Consider the following 19,071-nt stretch of genomic DNA (forward strand, 5'->3'; position numbering starts at 1 on the left):
ATGCCCCCGCGTCACGATTAGCCCGCGAAAGTCGCTGCGTCTGGGTTAGTCGCCTCGCCGGACCGGGCCCAGGAGTTGCTGTTCTTTCGCGGTGGTGACCAGGCGAAGGGGACGCCAAAGGTTGCGGCCCAGCGCGACGACCTGGTCGTCCTTCAACGTCGTGAGCTGCTTCATCATCTGCGGCGGGAGCCGCCAGATCCGCGCGGCCAGTTCGGCCTGACCCGGCGGGAGCCGCTGCATCAGCACCAGATCGGCCGCGTTCGCGGTCGCCCCGGCCTGCGGGTGCAGGTACGGCAGCACGTAGACCGTCGTCTGCCACGGAGACCGCGGCGGGAACAGATCCTGCGGCGTCGGGCCGCCGTCGGTCACCACCAGCAGCGGCGCGTCCTCGGACGGGCGCGGGAGATCCACCGGCGACAGCCGCCGGATCTGCACCAGTGGCGAAGGCCTGCCGTTGGGCTGATTTCCCGCCGCCTGCGGGAGAACCTGCCACGCGGCCGGACGACCGGTCGCCACGACGACCCACGCCCCGACCGCCATCGCCCGCAGCGCCACCTGGCGGGCCAGGTACAGGCCGCCGACGAGCACGATCCGGGTCGGCGTCGAGCGCAGCGCGGAGATCGTCAGCGGCTCACCCTTGAGCCCGGAGCCGAGGACGATCCCGCCCCGGTCGCCGGACGGGCTGATCGCGTCGAGCATCGCCGGGTCGACGGTGAATTCCGGGGCGATACCGGCGTTCTGCCCGGCGTCACGCATACGGGTGCTCATGCCGTGCCTCCGATCGGCAAAGTCGCGGAGAACCCGGAGATCTGCAGGCCGCGCAACGGAGTCAGCGCCACCCCCAGCCGGTCCGAGACGCCCTGCAGCCGCTGGTCGGCCGCGTCCAGTTCACGCGGGTTCCGCGCGCTCAGGCGCACGATGCCCCGCAGGCCGATCTTGCCTTCGTCCGCGGACGGCGAGATCGACATCGCCACGGTCGCCGACAGCGCGCGGACACTGGTCAGCGCGTTCAGGCTGCCGCTGATCTTGCCCTTCGGCCAGCTGGTGATCGCGTAGCTCGCGTGCCCGATGCCCGCCGCGGTGACGCCGGTCCAGCGTTCCTGCAGACCGACCTTCGCGGGCGAACCGGCGACCGCGGTCAGTTCCGCGGCCGAAATGCTGGAGCGCAGCAGCTCGTCCGGATCGAGCGGCCGGGTCGGCACACCCTGCGACTCCAACGCGTTGCGCACCCGGGACAGCGCGCCGATCAGCGCGCGATGCGCACCGACGACGCCGCCGCCGCGTTCGCGGATGGCGGCCGGGCACCGGCGCGGGTCGAGCCGGATGGCGACCCACGTCGTGCGCCGCGCCGCCGCGGGAAGCGGGCCGAGCACCTCCATGTAGGAGCTGAGCGCCGGCGAGTCCGACGGAAGCGCCGCGCTACCCGGGTAGCAATGCCAGATCATCTGGATCGAGTCGAGGACCACACCGCGGTCTTCGAGGCACGGCGCGAGCGCGGACAGCGGCAGGCTCGGCGCACCGCCTGCCTGGGTGATCAGCGCGGGCGCGGGTTCGACGAGCAGGACCGCGGTCCACGTCCCGTCGTTCCACGCGAGACCGACCTGCTGGCGTTCGTGGTCCACACCGTGCGCGACGACGAGGTCGGGAACGGCGAGGCGCAGCAGATTCACCCGGGCGTCGTCGGGGCCGGTGACGGCGTCCTCTTCGGCGGCGAGCGTCTCGATGCTGCTCGGCGGAAGCGGGTTCGCCACCCGATCGTGCGAACGGAGCATGTACCGCAGGGTGAGTCCAGCCCATTGGGTGAACCAGCGGCCGCCCCAGCGCAGGAAAGCGATGATGATCGCGACCCCGAGCACGCCGATCGCGACGTACTTCAGCTTTATTTCGATCGCGAGCAGGACGAGGCCGATCGCGAGCCCGAGTTCGAGCACGACCAGATTCGCCACGGGCAGCGGACCGAGGTTGATCCCACCGGTCCGGCGCCGCGAGGGCGCCGCGATCCGGGTCACCGGAGCGGGAGGAGGACCTGACTGCGGGCCGGGGCCACCGGACGGAGGACCGCCAGGGCCGCCTGGCCCACCGGGGCCTCCCGGGCCACCAGGTCCACCGGGACCCCCAGGCCCTCCCGGGCCACCGGGTCCACCAGGACCCTGCGGTCCGCCAGGGCCACGAGGAACACCGGGGCCTCCCGGGCCTCCGGCCGGGCCACCCGGACCACCTGGTCTGCCTGGCCTTGGCGGCGGTCCCGGAGGACGGCCCGGAGGTTGCGACCCCGGAGGGCCGGGCGGACGTGGAGGAGTGGTGACGGACATCCGCGCTTTCTCTTCCCCTCGTGCGTGCTGCGTACCCGGAAAGCCGGTCCCGAGGAACTTGACACTAGCTGGAGTTGGTAGAAACCCCACACCAGACGGTCCCCGTACGGCTATCCTGCGGAACCGTACCGCGACGGGGAGGACTGTAGGTCGAGAATGCCATCAACACCGACTACTAAGTCTCAAGTTCAGGCTTATCAGTTCGTTCTGCGCCGGATGCAATCCGCGCTGGTCCGTCGCGACGCAGTCATGCTCCACGACCCGATGCGCACGCACACGCGCGCCACCATCGTGGGTGTCGTGCTGGCCGCGCTGGGCGTCCTGGTCTTCGTGATCTGGGGACTGCTGAGCCCGAAGCCCTCCGTTCCGGAAGCGGGCAACATCGTCATCGGCGAACAGTCCGGGACGGTCTACGTCGTGGCCGGGAACCCGAAGAAACTGATCCCGACCTTCAACCTCGCCTCCGCGCGGCTGCTGATCATCGCGCAGTCGAAACAGGGCGCGCAGCAGGCGGGAACCAAGCCTTCCGGGCCCACTCAGGCTTCCGAAGTGAAGAACCCCACAGTCGTTTCGGACGAACAGCTGAAGAACATTCCCCGCGGCCAGCTCATGGGCATTCCCAACGGCCCGCAGCTGATGCCGACGGAAGGCCAGCGCGTCAGCGCGGACTGGGGCGTGTGCGACGAGGTCATCTACGACCAGTCGGTGCCGAAGCCCGATCTGACGAAGACGGAAACGACCGTCTACGCCGGTGTGAAGCAACTCGGAAACCGTGAGCTCGGTCAGAACGAGGCCCTGCTGGCCAAGGGGGCCAACGGCAGGACCTATCTGATCTACCGGCTGGCGGCGAACCCCAACCTCCCGAACGCGAACGCCGTCAAGGCCGAGATCAAGCCTGACGCGAGCGCGGTCCTTTCCGCGTTGAAGCTGCCCGACCAGCCTCGCGGGATTTCGCAGGGTTTGCTGGACGCGATTCCCGAGGTGCCGGAGCTGAAGCTGCCGGAGGTTACGGGCAAGGGGGAGAACCCCAACTTCCAGATCGAAGGATTGCGGGTCGGTGACGTCTTCTCCACCGAGCAAGCAGAGGGGCGAAAGGACTTCCACCTCATCCTGCGGGAAGGGATCCAGCCCGTTTCCCCGGCGGTCGCCGACATCGTCCAGACCGGAAAGAACGACGGCAGCACCTCGGTGATGTCCGTGGCGCAGGGCAAGATCCGCAACATCACGCGGGTGACCGCGGGACAGCAGGGCTTCGTCGAGCTCGACGCCTACCCGCAGGCCGTGCCGACGGTGCTCAACGTGACCCAGGGTTCGCGGGTTTCCTGCCTGAGCTGGTCCATCACCGGTGAAGGCGCCAGCAGGGACGGGCACACCGCGGTGTTCGTCGACGACAAGCTGCCGAAGGGCAGGAACGCCGACGGTTCGGCGCCCGGTGTCAAGATCGGCACCCCCGGTCCGGTCGGCGCGCCGATCAACAGCTTCTTCATGGAGCCCGGTTACGCGGCCGTCGTCCAGTCGGCGACGGGCAAGGAGACCTTCGACAAGGGACCGATCCAGCTGATCTCCGATCGCGGAATCCGGTACGGCGTCCCCGACGCGGTCACGGCCGACTCGATCGGGCTCAACAAGCGGGTGCCCGCACCCGAGTCGATCGTCCGGATCCTGCCGACCGGTGCTTCACTGAACACGCAGGACGTGCTTCGCGCGTTCGACACCGTGCCGATCGACGACCGGGCCGGTTCGGTCACGCCGCAGTCGCAGCAGGCTCCGGCGGGTAACTGATCGCGGGAACCCTTAGGACGGCGCGAGCGTCTCAACGCCCAAGCAGTATCGGGTGAGTGGAGGGTGCAGTGGCCGGCCTGAAGATCGACGGCGTCGTCGTCGGTGATTACGCGAAGCGGGTGGACGCGGCCGCCGGAGAGCTCGAGCTGGCGGCCGCCGACGTGACCGGGGACGGCGTCACCGTCGAGTCCCACGGCGCGCTGGGGGAGGAACTGGGCCTCGGTGCGTCTTACGGACGTGCGGCCGAGGCCATCCGGCGTCAGCTGGTGGAAGGCGCGGCCGCGCTACGGTCGGCGTCGGAGGCCTTGCACACGGTGACCGCGCGGCACGCCGGGCACGACGATGAGGCCGCCCAGATCATCAAACGCGCCGTGGAGCTCTGAACCGCATGATCGCCGAGTCGGAGAACCCGACGGATTCCATCCCGCACCCGATGGCGGCCGCCCGTCCTGCCGCTCCCGAGGCGGCCCCGGTCGCGTTTAGCCCGCTAAACGCGACCGGCGCGGGCGGAGAAGACCTGGTCGAGGCGGCAAAGCCCCATCTCGACTTCGTTTCGGAGCTGTCCGGCCATCTGGGGCTGATCGATCCGGTCGAGGCCTACCTGACCCCGCTGGCGGGGCGCTGGGAGGACTTGAAGGACGAGGCGGACAGGCTCCGGAAAGCCGCGGCGACCGCGGGCACGGTTTCGAAGGAACTTTCGCAGGACCTCGGCCGCCTCGACGCCGGGTGGTCCGGCAAGGACGCTGATGCGTTCGTCGCGTACATCGCGGACATCAACGTCGCGGGCAATGACGTCGAAGACGCCCTCACCACGCTGGCGGGCTCGCTCGACGAGCTGGTGCTTTCGGTCCGTCGTATCCTGACCGATCTCGTCGAGGTCCTGGTCGATACAGCTGAGCTGACTTCCGAGACCGCGATGCTGCCGGTCGGCGGCGTCCGGCGGGCGCGGACTCAGCTGGAGGAAGCGCAGGAGTCGGCCAAAGCGCTTTTCGAAGCCGCTCGCAACGTCCTCGAGGGCTTCGTGCGGCTTTGCGATGGTGTCGACGACCCTGACGCCGCTTCGCGGAGCATCGAGATCGCTCACCGGTTCCCGCAGGACGAGTTCAAGCTCCACGACGAGTCCGCTGCGGCGGATGCGCCGGCGCAGCAGGGAAAGACCGCAGCAGTCGAAGCGGATTCCGGTGCCGCGTCCGACGAGCAGTCGACGTCGCCGTCCGCAGCCGATCCCGGCGACGGCCGCAAGACCGGGTCGCAGGAACCGCTGATCGAGCAAGGGCAGGCGCTGGTCCCCGAGGTCGCACCCGTGCAGGCCGCTCCGGTTCAGGGGCAGGCCACGGGGGCGAGCTCGGCCATGATGCCGATGGGGATGGCGCCCATGATGGGGATGGGCGGAGGCGGGGGCGGCCAGACGGCTCACCAGTCGAAGACGCGGCCGGCGTCGAAGCCGTCCGACGTGGTCGGCGAGCCGGGCCAGGTCGTCCCGCCCGTGATCGGCGAAGACGACACCCCCGCGAAACCCGCACAGAAGCCCAAGCCCGCCAAGTAAGTGCCCCAAGGGCAGCGCGACTTTCGCGGGCTAATCGCGATCTGGGCGGCTCGGAAGCGAGTCCCGGACAGATCGCGATTAGCCCGCGAAACGCAAGTCCTACGGGGTTTTGCGGCCGGGTGAGGTGGCCGGCCGGTTGCGGCGGACCGAGTGCACCACGAACAGCGTGACGAGCAGCGCCACCAGGCCTCCGCCGGTTCCGGCGAGGGCGACGATCATCGGGGCGGAGTCGCGGTCGTTCGGGGGCGGCAGATCCGTGGGCAGCTGAACCGGCTTGGCCTTGTCCGCCTCCGACGGCACGATCGCCGTCAGCGCCGCGATCGGGTCGATGACCCCGAAGCCGACGAAGTTGTCACGCCCGCCCGGCGCCGCCGGGTGCTGCGCCGTCGCCTTGATCCGGTTCATCACCTCACGCGCGCTCAGACCTCTGAACTTCGCGCGCACGAGTGCGGCCACACCGGCGACGTACGGCGCGGCGAAGCTGGTCCCCTGGATGGCACCGGGTTCCCCGTTGCCCTCGATGGTCAGGTTGGCCAGGCTGCTCGACCCTTCCGCCGGGTCCAGCGAAATGATCTTGGTGCCGGGCGCGGCGACGCTGACCCACGGCCCGTTGACGCTGAAATCCGCGACACCGCCGGTGTCGTCGATCGCCGCGACCGAGAGGACGTCGTCGGCGAACCAAGGCGGAGTGACGATCATCCTGGGGGACTTGGGGTCCGGCTGATCGTTCTGCGGGCATTTGTCGCCGACGTTGCCCGCCGCCGCGACGACGACCACGTCGCGCTCCACGGCGTAGTTCACCGCCGCCTGAAGCTGCTGCTCGCCGAGGGTGATGCTCCCGTCCGCCCGGCGACAGTTGTCGACCGACATGTTGATCACCTGGGCGCCCTTGTCGACGGACCGGACCACGGCCTGCGCGAGGGTCTTCAACGTTCCCGCGGTCTTGCCCTGCTCCTGCTGACGGCCGCCCTTGTCCTGACCGGGCGCCGTCCCGTCCGCCGCGCCGCCGACAGCGCCGTTCCCCTGCGAGGACGGCGGAAGCTGTGAACCCGGATTGTTCGACGAAGCGGGCGGACCGGAGCTCGACGCGGGCGGCGGCTCGGCCTTCTTCTCCGCTTCCTCGTAGTTCTGGCTGGACTGACGGATCGACAGGATCGTGGCATCCGGCGCGACCCCCCGGAACCCGATGCTCGCGTCGGGTGGGTTCGCCGCGATGATCCCCGCCACCTCGGTGCCGTGGCCGTCGCAGTCTTCGAGTCCCGGGGCCTTGCCGCCGTTGGGAGTCGCGACGTAGTCGCCCCCCGATTCGACACGGCCGTTGAAGTACGGGTGCGCGGTGACGCCGGTGTCGATCACGGCGACCTTGATGCCCCCGCCGACCGACTGGGTGGCGCCGCGCATCAGCTGGTGCACCTTTTCGATCTGCAGGTACTCCTGGCCCCAGGGGCGGTTCTTGATGTCGACCTGGTCGCCGCCGAGCTTGCTGCGCTGCACGCACTGCGTCTTCTGCTCGTAGTTCTTGTCCGGCTTGCCTTCATCCGCGGGTTTCTTGGACTTGTCCACCGGAGGCGGGGTCGAGTAGTAGCCGCCGGCGTCCGGCGCGACGCTGCTTTGCTGCGCCCACGCGGGAAGCGCCACCGACGCCGGTGAAAGAACACCGATACCGGCCGCCAGCAGCACCGTTCCGGTACGTCCGGCGAAGCCGAGGTGGCGGACGCGCGTCCCCCTGGACTTCCGCGCTACAGCCATCAGAGCATCATCCGATCGGGTCGTCACTTGAAGTTGAGGTGGCGCAGCGTCGTGTAGAGATCCATGACGCCGAGCGCCAGCGGGAGCACCGTCGCGATGAAGACGGCCTCGAAGATCTCCACGGTCCGCCGCAACGGCGGCGAGAAGCGCTGGTTCGGGAAGATCACGCCGACCACGAGCGCGCCGGCGCCGATCAGCAGCAGCGCGCCGAACACGAACAGGACGCGGTTCAGCGGGCTCGCCGACCACATCCAGCCGAGCAGGATGCCCGCGCCGGACACCATTCCGGTGGTCAGCAGCGCGATGGCCTGCGCGCCGTTCGCGTACGCCCGCGCCCGGAGGAGCAGGACCAGCGTGGCGATCACGCCGAGGATCGGGCCGAAGACCGACGGAGACGTCGAGGCGATGATCGCGAACAGCGCCGTGGCCGCGCCGCAGCCGGTCAGCAGACCGGTCATGTACTCGTGGGCGACCGCGGTACGGCGCTCGATGGCTCGGTAGTCCGGGAAGCCCGAGTCTTCCTTGAGTTCTTCGGCACTGCCGGGAACGTGCGGCGTCGGGAGGGCCGCGAGCTTGATCGTCGCGCGCGGCAGGATCGAGATGCAGGCCAGCGAGAACGCGACCGCGCCGGCGGCGACACCGGCGATCGGGGTGTCGATGAGCGTCGCGGCCAGGAACGTCAGCGCCGAGATCGTCGCCGTCGTCGCGGCCGCGATGAAGGTGGTGATCCCGTGCCCGATGACGAGGATGCAGACGGCCGCCACGATGATCACGAGGGTGCTCGCGAGCAGCAGGTTCGCCCACAGGGACAGCCCCGGCACGATGTAGAACCCGCTGACGAAGGCCAGCGGAAGACCGCCTGCCGCGGCGATCAGCACGCCGGTCGCCTCGGCCTTGTATGCCTTGGCCAGTGTCGCGCCGACGGCGACGCACGCGATCGCGCCGACGCCGCCCGCGATCGCGGCGGCGAGGGCGTTGCCGCCGTAGAACGACCCGCTGGTGAAGAGCGCGAGGGCCGCGAAGAACAGCGCCAGGCCGCCCGCGATGTGCCCGAAGCGGCGCGCCGTCTCCTTGGTCCACGGACGGAAGCTGTCCGGGGAGGACTCGGCGATCGCGTCGACGACGTCGTCGTACAGCGGAGGCGGCGGGTTCTCGTTGCGTTTGCGCAGCTGCAGGAGTTCGCCGTCGACGACGCCGAGGGACGCGAGGGTCCGGCTCGGATCGAGCGGCGCGTCGCCCAGCTTCGCCAGCGCCCAGCCGCCGTGGCGGGCGCCGCCGTCGGGCGTCGCCTCCTTCGCCATCTCCAACAGCATGGGCAGCAGGTCCGCCACCGCGACGTCAGCCGGCAAAGCCACGTCGATCCGGGTGCGTGGCGCGACCACCGTCACCCTGCTGAATACCGTCGTGCCCGTTGCCACTGCCTTCCCCCTGCCCTGAAAGTCTGGTCCCCGGGGAACCTATACCGAACCCGGGTGCCCACATCATCGACTGTCGGAAAAAGACCGGCAAAAGTAGGCAGGCGCCCTCCTCGGTCCTCTCGCCAGCGGCCGGCGCGTCGACTTTAGCGGGCAAACTGCGACGCTTAGCGGCCCTAAGTATCCCGGAGGTCTCACGGCCACCGGATCGCACTTAGCCCGCGAAAGTCGACGGGCGCCGGATCGCACTTTGCCCGCTAAAGTCGCCGCGCCCTGGCCGGAGGCCTGCGGGTTCGTTGGGGACTGTCGGTCCGGAGCCCTACACTCCCGACATGCGTACGGTCCCCGGTCGGGGTCGTTCTCGGCGTTGTCCGGATTTCACCGGCCACGTTCGATAGGTTGTCTCGCGCACCAGTACGCGCACCAACGGTGGCCGCCATCGTCGAGTTTGAAGAGGGGTCCTTCGATGAGCACGCTGCAGTTCAAGAAGTCACCGCGCCTGGCGGCACCGCGGCCGCCGGGTGGCGAGGTGCATCTCGAACCGCCGCCTGAGGTGCCGCGCACCATCCCGGGCAACATCGTCATGAAGCTGCTTCCCGCGGTGATGATCGTCGCGTCCCTCGGGATGATGGTCTTCATGTTCACCACGGGTGGACGCAATCCCATGATGATGATGATGGGCGGGATGATGGTGCTCAGCACCGTCGGCATGATGGCCGGCGGCGCGGGCAAGGGCGGCGGCGCCAAAAAGGCCGAGATGGACGAGGACCGCAAGGACTACCTGCGCTACCTCGGTCAGATGCGTGACAGGGCCCGCGAGGCCATGGTCGACCAGCGCGCCGCGCTCGAGTGGGTCCACCCCGACCCGCAGACGCTGTGGTCGCTGGCCGCGAGCCGCCGCATGTGGGAACGCCGCCAGAACGACCAGGACTTCCTCCACCTCCGCGTCGGCCGCAGTTCGCACCGGCTCGCGACGCGGCTCGTGCCGCCGCAGACCGGCCCCGTCGACGAACTCGAGCCGATCGCCACGCTGGCGCTGCGCCGGTTCGTCCGCGCGCACTCGATCGTCCCGGACCTGCCGACCCAGATCACCCTCCGCGGGTTCGCCGCGGTCAGCATGCAGGGCGACCGCGGCCTCACGCGCGGTCTCACCCGGGCGATGCTGGCCCAGCTGGTCACCTTCCACAGCCCGGACGACGTCCTCATCGCGGTCGCGACGGCGGGCCGCGCCAAGGAGGAGTGGGAGTGGGCGAAGTGGCTGCCGCACGCCCAGCACCCGGCGCTCGCCGACGGCATCGGCCAGCTGCGGATGATGGCGGGCTCGCTCGCGCAGATCGAGCAGTGGCTCGACGAAGAACTCCGTGACCGCCAGCGGTTCTCCCGCAACGCGACGCCCGCCCCGGACCAGCCGCACGTCGTCATCATCGTCGACGACGCCGAGGTCACCCGCGAGGAGCAGATCATCCTCGAAGAGGGTCTGGTCGGCGTCACCCTGATCGACCTTTCCGACTCCATCGGCAACCTCGCGGCCCGTCGTGGCCTGCGGCTGGTCGTCGAGGAAGACCGCCTCGGCGCGCGCAGCGCCGGCGGCGTCGAGTGGTTCGGCCGTCCGGACACCCTCAGCGTGGTCGAATCCGAAGCGCTGGCACGGCTTCTCGCCCCGTACCGCGTCGGCACCGCCGCGCAGGACGCCGCCGAGGAAGAGCCGCTGCTGTCCAACCCCGGCCTGCTCGAACTGCTGGGCATCCCCGGCGACCCGATGACCTTCGACGTCCAGCAGGCCTGGCGCCCGCGCCCGGTGCGAGACCGCTATCGCGTCCCGTTCGGCGTCGGCGAATACGGCCAGCCGGTCGAGCTGGACATCAAGGAAGCCGCGATGGAGGGCATGGGCCCGCACGGCCTGTGCATCGGGGCGACCGGTTCCGGTAAGTCCGAGTTCCTCCGCACCCTGGTGCTGGGCATGCTCGCCACGCACTCGTCGAGCACGCTGAACTTCGTCCTCGTCGACTTCAAGGGTGGTGCGACGTTCATGGGTCTGGACGCCGCGCCGCACGTCTCCGCGGTCATCACCAACCTCGCGGACGAAGTCACGCTGGTCGACCGTATGAAGGACGCGCTCGCCGGTGAGATGAACAGGCGCCAGGAGGCGCTGAAGAACGGCGGTAACTTCAAGAACGTCTGGGAGTACGAGAAAGCCCGCGAGAACGGCGCCGACCTCGACCCGCTGCCCGCGCTCTTCATCGTCTGTGACGAGTTCTCCGAGCTGCTGGCCGCGAAGCCGGACTTCATCGACCTGTTCGTCGCCATCGGACGGCTGGGCCGGTCGCTGCAGATGCACATGCTCCTCGCGTCGCAGCGGCTGGAAGAGGGCAAGCTGCGCGGTCTCGACTCGCACCTTTCCTACCGCATCGGCCTGAAGACCTTCTCCGCCGCGGAATCCCGTGCCGCGATCGGCGTGCCCGACGCGTTCGAGCTGCCGTCCGTGCCCGGTGGCGGTTACCTCAAGTACGACACCTCGACGCTGGTCCGCTTCAAGGCTTCGTACGTCTCGGGCCTGTACCGGCCCGCCGGTATCAAGGCGGCGGGCCCGGTCGCGACCGTGGTGCGCGCGGACAAGCGCCCGCAGCTGTTCGTCCCGGACTTCGTCGAACTGCCGAAGGAACCGGAGCCGCAGCAGATCGAGGCCGCGCCGGTCGAGCAGGCCAAGCCCGAGGAGGCCGTCGAGCCCAGTGAGCTCGACGTGATCGTGTCCCGGCTGATCGGCCAGGGCCCGCCGGCGCACGAGGTGTGGCTGCCGCCGCTGAAGGAACCGAACTCGCTCGACACCCTGCTGCCGAACCTGAACCCCACCGACGACCGCGGTCTGTCCCCGGTCGGGTTCTTCGGCAACGGACGGCTGCAGGTGCCGATGGGCATCGTCGACCGTCCGTACGAGCAGCGTCGTGACCTGCTCTGGGCCGACTTCTCCGGTGCCGCCGGACACGGCGTGATCGTCGGCGGCCCGCAGTCGGGCAAGTCGACGATGCTCCGGACGCTGATCATGTCGATGGCGCTGACCCACACTCCCGAGGAAGCGCAGTTCTACGCGCTCGACCTCGGTGGCGGTACGTTGGCCGGTCTCCAGGGCCTGCCGCACGTCGGTGGGGTCGCCGTCGCCCGGCGCGAGCCGGACAAGGCCCGCCGGATCGTGGCCGAGCTGACCACCCTGCTCACCGAGCGGGAAGGCCGGTTCGGTGCGATGGGCGTCGACTCCATGAACGAGTTCCGCAACCGCAAGCGGCGGGGCGAGATCAAGCCCGAGGAAGACGCATTCGGTGACGCCTTCCTGATCGTCGACAACTGGAAAGCGCTGCGGGACGACTTCGACGAGCTGGAAACCTCGATCACGAAGCTCGCCACCCAGGGTCTTTCCTACGGCGTGCACGTCATCATCGCGGCGAACCGGTGGGCGGACATCCGCCCGGCGATCAAGGACATGATCGGCACCCGGTTCGAGCTGCGCCTCGGTGACCCGAGCGAGTCGGACATCGACCGCCGGGTCGCGGTGAACGTCCCGTCCGGCCGTCCCGGCCGCGGTCTGACCAGGGACAAGCTGCACCTGCTGACCGGTCTTCCCCGGATCGACGGATCGAGCAACCCGGACGACGTCGCCGCCGGTGTCGCCGACGCGGTGGCGAAGATCAAGGCCGCGTGGCGGGGCCGCCCGGCGCCGCAGGTCCGCCTGCTGCCCGAGATGGTCACCTACGACGAGGTCCTCAGCATCGACACCAAGCGCAACACGAAGCTGGTGCCGATCGGCGTCAACGAGGAAGACCTCCAGCCGATCTACCTCGACTTCGCCGCCGATTCGCACTTCTACGCGTTCGCGGACGGCGAGTCGGGCAAGACGAACCTGCTGCGCCAGATCACCCGGGGCATCACCGAGCGGTACACGACGCAGGAAGCGGTAATCATCCTCGTCGACTACCGGCGCACGATGCTCGGCTTCGTCGGCGGAGACCAGCTGCTCGGTTACGCGGTGTCCGCCGCGCAGCTGGACAGCATGGTCAAGGACGTCCACGGGTCGATGACCCGGCGGCTCCCCGGTCCGGACGTGACGCAGGAACAGCTGAAGACCCGCTCCTGGTGGACCGGTCCGGAGCTGTTCGTCATCGTCGACGACTACGACCTGGTCGCCACGCAGACGAGCAACCCGCTGAAGCCGCTCGCCGAGTTCCTCGCGCAGGCGAAGGACGTCGGTCTGCACATCATCGTGGTGCGCCGCAGTGGTGGCGCGAGCCGGGCGATGTTCGACCCGATCCTCGGCAAGCTCAGGGAGATCGCGGCGCCCGGTATGGTCATGAACGGCTCGCGGGACGAGGGCAACCTCGTCTCCAACGTGAAGCCGAGCCAGATGCCGCCGGGCCGGGGAAACCTCGTGACCCGGAAGCACGGCAAGCAGCTCATGCAGGTCTCGTGGATCCAGCCGGACTGACCTCCCGCGGAACCAGGTGAGGTACGGGCCGGGCTTGGGGTGACGACGACGATCTGCGGGAGTGGCTAGTGACTGTGCGGGTAGCGGTGGACTTCGGGACATCGAGCACCTGCGTAGTCGCTTCGATCAACGGCCGCGAACCGCAGGTCGTCGTGGTGGACGGGCAGCCCCTGATGTCGTCGGCGGTCTACGCCGCGCCGGACGGGACGCTGTTCGTCGGCCAGGAGGCGGAACGGCAGGCGGCGGTGGATCCGTCGCGCTACGAGCCGAACCCGAAGCGCCGGATCGACGAAGGCGACCTGCTGCTGGGCGACAACGTCCTCCGCGTCACCGACGTCGTCCACGCCGTGCTGAAACGCGCGGTGACGGAGGCGCGCCGGCTCGCCGGTGACGCCGAGGTCGAGCTGCTCGTCCTGACCCACCCGGCCGATTGGGGCGCGACACGGACCCGTCTGCTCCGGCAGGCGGCGGGCGGGCTCGCGCGTCAGGTCGCCCTCGTGCCGGAGCCGGTCGCCGCGGCGGTCTATCACGCGGCGACGTTCGCGCCGGCCGATCTCAACTCCGAGCGCACCGTCGAGTTCAGCGGCAGGCCGGGGGACGCCCTCGCGGTGCTCGACCTCGGCGGCGGCACCGTCGACGTCTCCGTGGTCCAGCGCATGCCCGGGAGCCCGGCGGATCGCAGTTTGCCCGCTAAACGCGCCGGGTTCCAGGTCCTGGCCACCCGGGGAGACCCGAGCTTCGGGGGCGCGGACGTCGATCAGGCGCTCCTGGAACACGTGGGTTCGCTGGTGTCGTCCGTCGATCCGCCGGAATGGCGGAAGCTGGTCGAGGGCCGCGAGCTCACCGACAGGCGCCGTCGCCGCGTCCTGCGGCAGGACGTGCGCGGCGCGAAGGAGACGTTGTCGCGGCACGCGTACACCGACGTGCCGATGCCGCCGCCCTTCGCCGACGCCCACGTGACCCGGGAAGACCTCGAGCGGCTCATCGCGGGCCCGCTCGGGCGCGCGGTCGAGCTGACCGTGGCCGCGATCGGCGATTCCGGGCTGCGGCCGAAGCAGCTGACGGCGATCTTCCTCGTGGGCGGGTCGAGCCGGATCCCGATGGTGTCGCGGCTCGTGCACGAGCGGACCGGCGTCGTGCCCACGACCCTGGACCAGCCGGAGACCGTGGTCGCCCGCGGCGCCCTGCGCGCGGTGCTGATCGACCCGGACCGGACGGGATCGCTGGCGGGCTCCGCGGTCTCCCGCGTCGGCGGCGCCCCCACCCCGGCCCCCTCCGACCGTCGCCCCCAGTTCCCGCCCGGCCCCCACCAGCCCGGCCCGCCCCCACAGAGCGCGTTTAGCCCGCTAAACGCGACGCGGCAGGGGCCACCGTCGCCTCCGATGGGACAGCAGGGGATCGCGACACCGCCGCCGTGGCGGCCCGCTGAGCCCTCCCGCGAGACCAAGCCCGCCGAGCGCGGCGGAAAGAGCAAGAAGACGCCCTGGATCATCGCGGCGGCGGTCGTGGCCGTGGCGGCTGTCGTCGGTGGCGTCCTCTTCGCGATCAACAGCGGGGAAGCCGAGCCGGAAGGACGGCCCCTCGCCCAGTACGACTACCGCTTCATCGCGCCGATGGACTGGACGCAGACCGACGACCGCGTCGCCAAGCGCCAGGTGGTGATCCATCCGAACGACTCCCTCGCCGGGGACGACCTCGTGGTCGCCCAGGAGTACGTGATGAACTACGACGCGACGGCCGACAGACAGAAACTCGTCGACGATCTCAGCGCCGAGGCCGGGCGAGAGCCCGAGAAGTACAGTGGCTTCAACGGTTCCGCGAACTACGCCGGCAAGACCGTCATCTACTACCGCGAGACCAAGCCGAAGGCACGCGTCGACTGGTACGTCGTCGCTCAGGGAAAGATCCGCGTCCACATCGGTTGCCAGTACGGCACCGGCTCACCGCTCGAACCGCGGGTGAGCGCGGCCTGCGAGCAGGTCGTCAAAACGATGGTGGTCGTCAACTGAAGGGGGAGGCACATGCCACCCGAACCCGAGACCGCCGCGGAGCATTTCGCGCGCACAGGGCGCGACGCGGTCACCTATGCCCGGCAGGTCGCCCGCACCGCCAAAGCGCGGTTCGAACGCCGCCGGGGTGAGAACGCCGAACTGGCGAAGCAATTCGGCAAGGGACGGCTCGCGGGCGGCGAGACCGCGCCGACCCCCGCTGTCGTCCGGAACGCCGCGAAACGGTTCCGCGCGGGCGCCGGTCTTCCGGTTCCCGCTTTGCCCTCGGCGGCAGACTTGGTTCCCTTTCGGCCAGAACCCGCGGCCAGACGGCCACGTGTGGGTGACGACGACGAGGACTTTTCGCAGTCGCGAATCATGCGCCGGGTGGAATGATCGATCGCTGTGCGTTTGCGAAATCCCGTGGTGAAAGCCCATTTCCGCGGACGATTCGCAAGGTGTGGACGGCTCATCGGGGCCCGGTTCCCATGGGGAGCGTTCACGCAAGCAACTACTTGAAACCAAACAGCGACAAGGGGGAACCAGACGTGGCAGGGTCTCCGTCGTAGGTCCGTACGAAACGAACACACCAAGTGCGGATAACCACGAACGAAGGGGGTAGCTCCCATGGCTGCTGGTTTTCAAGGAAGCGTCGAACAGTTCACCCAGTCCGAGAAGCGGGTGACCGAGGTTCGCGTCTCGATGGACCAGAACCTGAGCAAGCTTCGCGACAACATCGAGGCCACCCGCGCGGGGTGGACCGGTGACGCGGCTCTTGCGTTCAACAACGTGATGAAGCGCTTCGACGAAGCGGGCCGGGGGCTGAACCAGGCTCTCCAGAACATCGGTGAACTGCTGGAGCAGGCGGGCTCGAAGTACAACGCTTCCGAGCAGCAGCAGCAGGAACTCATCAACTCGGTCAACAAGGGCTTCGGCGTCCTCGGCTGATCTTCTGTTCCACCCTTTTCCAAACCCAAGTCTTTCTTAACCACTGGAGGAAATCATGGCCGAGATGAAGGTCGATTACGCCACGATCCACGCGGCGGCGGACGACTGCTCGAGCACCGGCGGCGAACTGGAGTCCCTCTTCGGTCAGCTGAAGAGCGACCTCGCCCCGCTGGTCAACACCTGGCAGGGTGACGCGCAGACCGCGTACCTGGCCGCTCAGCAGGAGTGGGACAACAAGTTCGACGAGCTCAAGCAGCTCCTCGCGCAGGTCGCCGGCGTGCTGCCGCAGCTGGCCGACGGTTACCAGAGCACGGAGCAGGGCGTCACCGGCCTGTTCTGAGTCTCACGCTCCGAACGAGCAACGGCGGGCAGGCATCTTCGGATGCCGAGCCCGCCGTTTCGTTTGGGTGAAAGAAAAAAGCCGCGACGGGCGTTCCCGTCGCGGCTTTGTCGTATCGAGTGGCGGTCAGTGCGGGGCGCCGATCTCGAATTCCGGGGTGGTGTTCAGCACCCGGACGGTGACCTTCTTCCGCTGTCCCGAAAGGTCGATCGAGCAATCGAAAGTGGTGCCGTTCACCACCGGTTGCCCGGAAGGACATTCCGCGTTCTTCACGTCCGGTTCCCCGTAGTGCTCGTTGAGCACCCGGACGACACCGTCCTGGACCGACTTCTGATCGAGACTGTCACCCGCGAACGCGCCGAGCAGCCAGGCCCCGACGCCACCCCCGAGCAGGACAACCGCGGCGATCCCGCCGATCAGCAACGTCTTCTTCGAAACCTTCGGCTTCTTTTCCGGCTCCGCACCGAAAGCGCCGAGTCCGCCGTACTGGGACGACTGCGCGGGCTGGAACCCGCCGCCGTACTGCCCCTGCGGGGGAGTGCCCGGAACCTGGTGCGGCGCCTGCCAATCCTGCTGCTGCGGCATCGGCTGCTGCGGGTGCTGTTGCGGTTGCCACGCCTGGCCCGGAGCCGGGGCGCCGGTTTGCTGCCAGGGCCCGGAAAACGAGCCGGTGACACCGGGCTGGGGAGCCTGCTGCCACTGCCCCGTGTAGGAGCCGGTGGCCGCCGCGCCCGCGTCGTTCTGCTGCCACTGCCCGGCATGCGGTCCGGTGGCCTGCCCCTCCTGCTGCCAGCCCTGCTGCTGGTTCCCCGGATTCGCCGGTGGCTGCCACCACTGCTGCGGCTGCTGCGGCTGTTGTGGCTGCTGCGGCTGTTGTTCGGTCATGCCTCAGACGCCTTTCAGCTCGTTGAACCGGCGGTTGAAATCGTCCTTGGCCGCCTTGTCCGGCAGCACGGTGATCTGCGAGGCGTCCGGCAGCTTCGGCAGGTCCTGTGCGGACGCCTTGCCGGTGAAGCGGAAGTCGTAGCGCAGCTCGATCTTGTGCCCACCGCCCTCGATCTTGGCGTCCATCACGATCTGGTCCAGCGTCCCGTCCGGCTTGAGGGAGACGGTGGTCCGAACCGGGGCCTTCTTCATCTCGTCCGTGATCGCGTCACTGATCGACGTCGGCAGGATCTCCACCCGCCGCTCGAGGAACTTGCCGAACGGGACGTCGGCGGTCAGCTCGATCCGTTTCTCCGGAAGGCTTTTGGCGCCCTTCACGATCTTCTTGTCCGCGTTGTAGGCCACGGCGATCGTGTCGGCCATCTTGCAGGCGTGGATGATCCCGACCCACGCGCAGGGGATGGCGAGCCCGGCCTCGGACTTCGGCATCGAAACCCACGGCGTCGGGGCGAGGCTCTTGTAGACGGGCCCGAGGTAGACGTACTCGACGGCACCGTCGCCCGGGGTGTACCAGTCGATGCTGTCGTCCGGGTTCTTCTGCGAGCGCTGGCGGCTGACCCGGCCTTCCGGGGAACCGGTGCGGGCCGAAGAGATCGTGCTGCGGATGTACTTCTCGTCGAAGCGGAAGTAGGCGCCCGATTCGCTGATGACGTCGCGCTGGTCGCCGATGGTGTCCTGCAGCTTGTTCATCGCCGCTTCGAACTTCGTCCCGACGTAGGTCGCCGCGTCGTCGCCCTTCGGCACGGCAGTGCCCGCACGCGCCTGGCCGCAGGCGGTGGTGAGCGCCAGCACGGCGCCCAGCACGCACAAGATGGTCGTTGGCCGTTTGTTCATCGCCGTTCCCCTGATCGAGTCCCCGCGCGCGGTGCGCGTCCGGATCGTCTCATCCTCTCCCGCGAAGGACGATGCCGTGGGCGGTTCCGCCACACCGGCGAGGTACAGTTGCGGGGCGCCCGCCGGGCGCCGGTCCTAGTATGGGACCCCGGACCGACCCCCGCTTCGCAGTAGGGTCGGGCGTGGGGGTATCTTCATATGTCGTTGTGCGCTGCGGCGCGTAAGCGCTAGGCCCGCACAGAACCCACACGCAATGTTGACGACGAGGTAGACCCTTGCCCACGTACAGCCCCAAGCCCGGCGACGTCACTCGTGCCTGGCACGTGATCGACGCCGAGGATGTCGTGCTCGGCCGGCTCGCGACCGAGGTCGCCACGCTGCTGCGCGGCAAGCACAAGCCGACCTTCGCCCCGCACGTGGACACCGGTGACTTCGTCATCATCGTCAACGCCGAGAAGGTCGCGCTCACCGGAAACAAGCGCGAGCAGAAGTTCGCCTACCGGCACAGCGGTTACCCCGGCGGTCTGCGTAAGCGTTCCTTCGGCGAGCTGCTCGACACCAAGCCCGAGCACCTGCTCGAGAAGGTCGTCAAGGGCATGCTCCCGAAGAACAAGCTCGGCCGCGCCCAGGGTAAGAAGCTCAAGGTCTACGCCGGCCCTGAGCACCCGCACGCCGCGCAGCAGCCGCAGGCGCGCGAGATCACCAAGATCGCGCAGGTCGCGCAGTGAGTGAGGAACA

16 protein-coding genes are annotated in these 19,071 nt (G+C 69.0%); 9 read left to right on the top strand and 7 right to left on the bottom strand.

The window, feature by feature from the left end:
* Nucleotides 1–45: 45 nt before the first annotated feature.
* The 3 genes from ACLJPX_RS33735 to ACLJPX_RS33745 are packed head-to-tail and all read right to left on the bottom strand — an operon-like array spanning nt 46 to nt 2,179.
* Nucleotides 46–768, bottom strand: coding sequence for a hypothetical protein (locus ACLJPX_RS33735; RefSeq protein ID WP_076163018.1), 723 nt, complete (start codon nt 766–768; stop codon nt 46–48).
* Nucleotides 765–1,946, bottom strand: a complete 1,182-nt coding sequence (eccE, locus tag ACLJPX_RS33740; protein ID WP_410604610.1) for a type VII secretion protein EccE — start codon at nt 1,944–1,946, stop codon at nt 765–767. The genes ACLJPX_RS33735 and eccE overlap by 4 nt, the downstream gene beginning before the upstream one ends.
* A gap of 59 nt (nt 1,947–2,005) precedes the next feature.
* A complete protein-coding gene (locus ACLJPX_RS33745; RefSeq protein ID WP_410604436.1) occupies nt 2,006–2,179 on the bottom strand; it encodes a hypothetical protein in 174 nt (57 codons plus the stop codon).
* 289 nt (nt 2,180–2,468) lie between these two features.
* Here ACLJPX_RS33745 and eccB point away from each other — a divergent pair, with 289 nt between their 5' ends.
* The 3 genes from eccB (at nt 2,469) to ACLJPX_RS33760 (ending at nt 5,640) form a co-directional block, all read left to right on the top strand.
* Nucleotides 2,469–4,094, top strand: a complete 1,626-nt coding sequence (gene eccB, locus ACLJPX_RS33750) for a type VII secretion protein EccB (protein WP_410604437.1) — start codon at nt 2,469–2,471, stop codon at nt 4,092–4,094.
* Between the two features lie 68 nt (nt 4,095–4,162).
* Nucleotides 4,163–4,477 (top strand): hypothetical protein, encoded by a 315-nt coding sequence (locus ACLJPX_RS33755; RefSeq protein ID WP_410604438.1) that lies wholly within the window; start codon nt 4,163–4,165, stop codon nt 4,475–4,477.
* Nucleotides 4,478–4,482: 5 nt separating this feature from the next.
* Nucleotides 4,483–5,640, top strand: coding sequence for a WXG100 family type VII secretion target (locus ACLJPX_RS33760; RefSeq protein ID WP_410604439.1), 1,158 nt, complete (start codon nt 4,483–4,485; stop codon nt 5,638–5,640).
* 99 nt (nt 5,641–5,739) lie between these two features.
* Here ACLJPX_RS33760 and mycP read toward each other — a convergent pair whose 3' ends face one another.
* Complete coding sequence (mycP, locus tag ACLJPX_RS33765; RefSeq protein ID WP_410604440.1) at nt 5,740–7,389, bottom strand: type VII secretion-associated serine protease mycosin; 1,650 nt, start codon at nt 7,387–7,389, stop codon at nt 5,740–5,742.
* Nucleotides 7,390–7,412: 23 nt separating this feature from the next.
* Complete coding sequence (gene eccD / locus ACLJPX_RS33770; RefSeq protein ID WP_410604441.1) at nt 7,413–8,777, bottom strand: type VII secretion integral membrane protein EccD; 1,365 nt, start codon at nt 8,775–8,777, stop codon at nt 7,413–7,415.
* A gap of 493 nt (nt 8,778–9,270) precedes the next feature.
* Here eccD and eccCa point away from each other — a divergent pair, with 493 nt between their 5' ends.
* The 5 genes from eccCa (at nt 9,271) to ACLJPX_RS33795 (ending at nt 16,554) form a co-directional block, all read left to right on the top strand.
* Nucleotides 9,271–13,278 (top strand): type VII secretion protein EccCa, encoded by a 4,008-nt coding sequence (gene eccCa, locus ACLJPX_RS33775; RefSeq protein ID WP_410604442.1) that lies wholly within the window; start codon nt 9,271–9,273, stop codon nt 13,276–13,278.
* Nucleotides 13,279–13,346: 68 nt separating this feature from the next.
* Nucleotides 13,347–15,287 (top strand): type VII secretion-associated protein, encoded by a 1,941-nt coding sequence (locus tag ACLJPX_RS33780; RefSeq protein WP_410604443.1) that lies wholly within the window; start codon nt 13,347–13,349, stop codon nt 15,285–15,287.
* A 12-nt stretch (nt 15,288–15,299) separates the two neighbouring features.
* Nucleotides 15,300–15,662, top strand: coding sequence for a hypothetical protein (locus ACLJPX_RS33785; protein WP_101612191.1), 363 nt, complete (start codon nt 15,300–15,302; stop codon nt 15,660–15,662).
* Nucleotides 15,663–15,893: 231 nt separating this feature from the next.
* Nucleotides 15,894–16,214 (top strand): WXG100 family type VII secretion target, encoded by a 321-nt coding sequence (locus ACLJPX_RS33790; protein ID WP_005166828.1) that lies wholly within the window; start codon nt 15,894–15,896, stop codon nt 16,212–16,214.
* 55 nt (nt 16,215–16,269) lie between these two features.
* The gene (locus ACLJPX_RS33795; protein ID WP_410604444.1) at nt 16,270–16,554 is read left to right on the top strand and encodes a WXG100 family type VII secretion target; all 285 of its coding nucleotides are present in this window, start codon (nt 16,270–16,272) and stop codon (nt 16,552–16,554) included.
* Between the two features lie 126 nt (nt 16,555–16,680).
* Here ACLJPX_RS33795 and ACLJPX_RS33800 read toward each other — a convergent pair whose 3' ends face one another.
* On the bottom strand, nt 16,681–17,439 hold the full coding sequence (locus tag ACLJPX_RS33800) for a DUF4333 domain-containing protein (protein WP_410604445.1): 759 nt from the start codon (nt 17,437–17,439) through the stop codon (nt 16,681–16,683).
* A 3-nt stretch (nt 17,440–17,442) separates the two neighbouring features.
* A complete protein-coding gene (locus ACLJPX_RS33805) occupies nt 17,443–18,333 on the bottom strand; it encodes a hypothetical protein (RefSeq protein WP_410604446.1) in 891 nt (296 codons plus the stop codon).
* Between the two features lie 275 nt (nt 18,334–18,608).
* On the opposite strand from ACLJPX_RS33805, the gene rplM reads away from it, so the two are divergent.
* Nucleotides 18,609–19,061 carry a 50S ribosomal protein L13 gene (gene rplM, locus ACLJPX_RS33810; protein WP_101612195.1) on the top strand — a complete coding sequence of 151 codons (453 nt, stop codon included), beginning with the start codon at nt 18,609–18,611 and terminating at the stop codon, nt 19,059–19,061.
* The last annotated feature ends 10 nt before the right edge of the window (nt 19,062–19,071 follow it).

This window comes from Amycolatopsis sp. lyj-90 (assembly GCF_046549035.1).
GTDB lineage: Bacteria > Actinomycetota > Actinomycetes > Mycobacteriales > Pseudonocardiaceae > Amycolatopsis.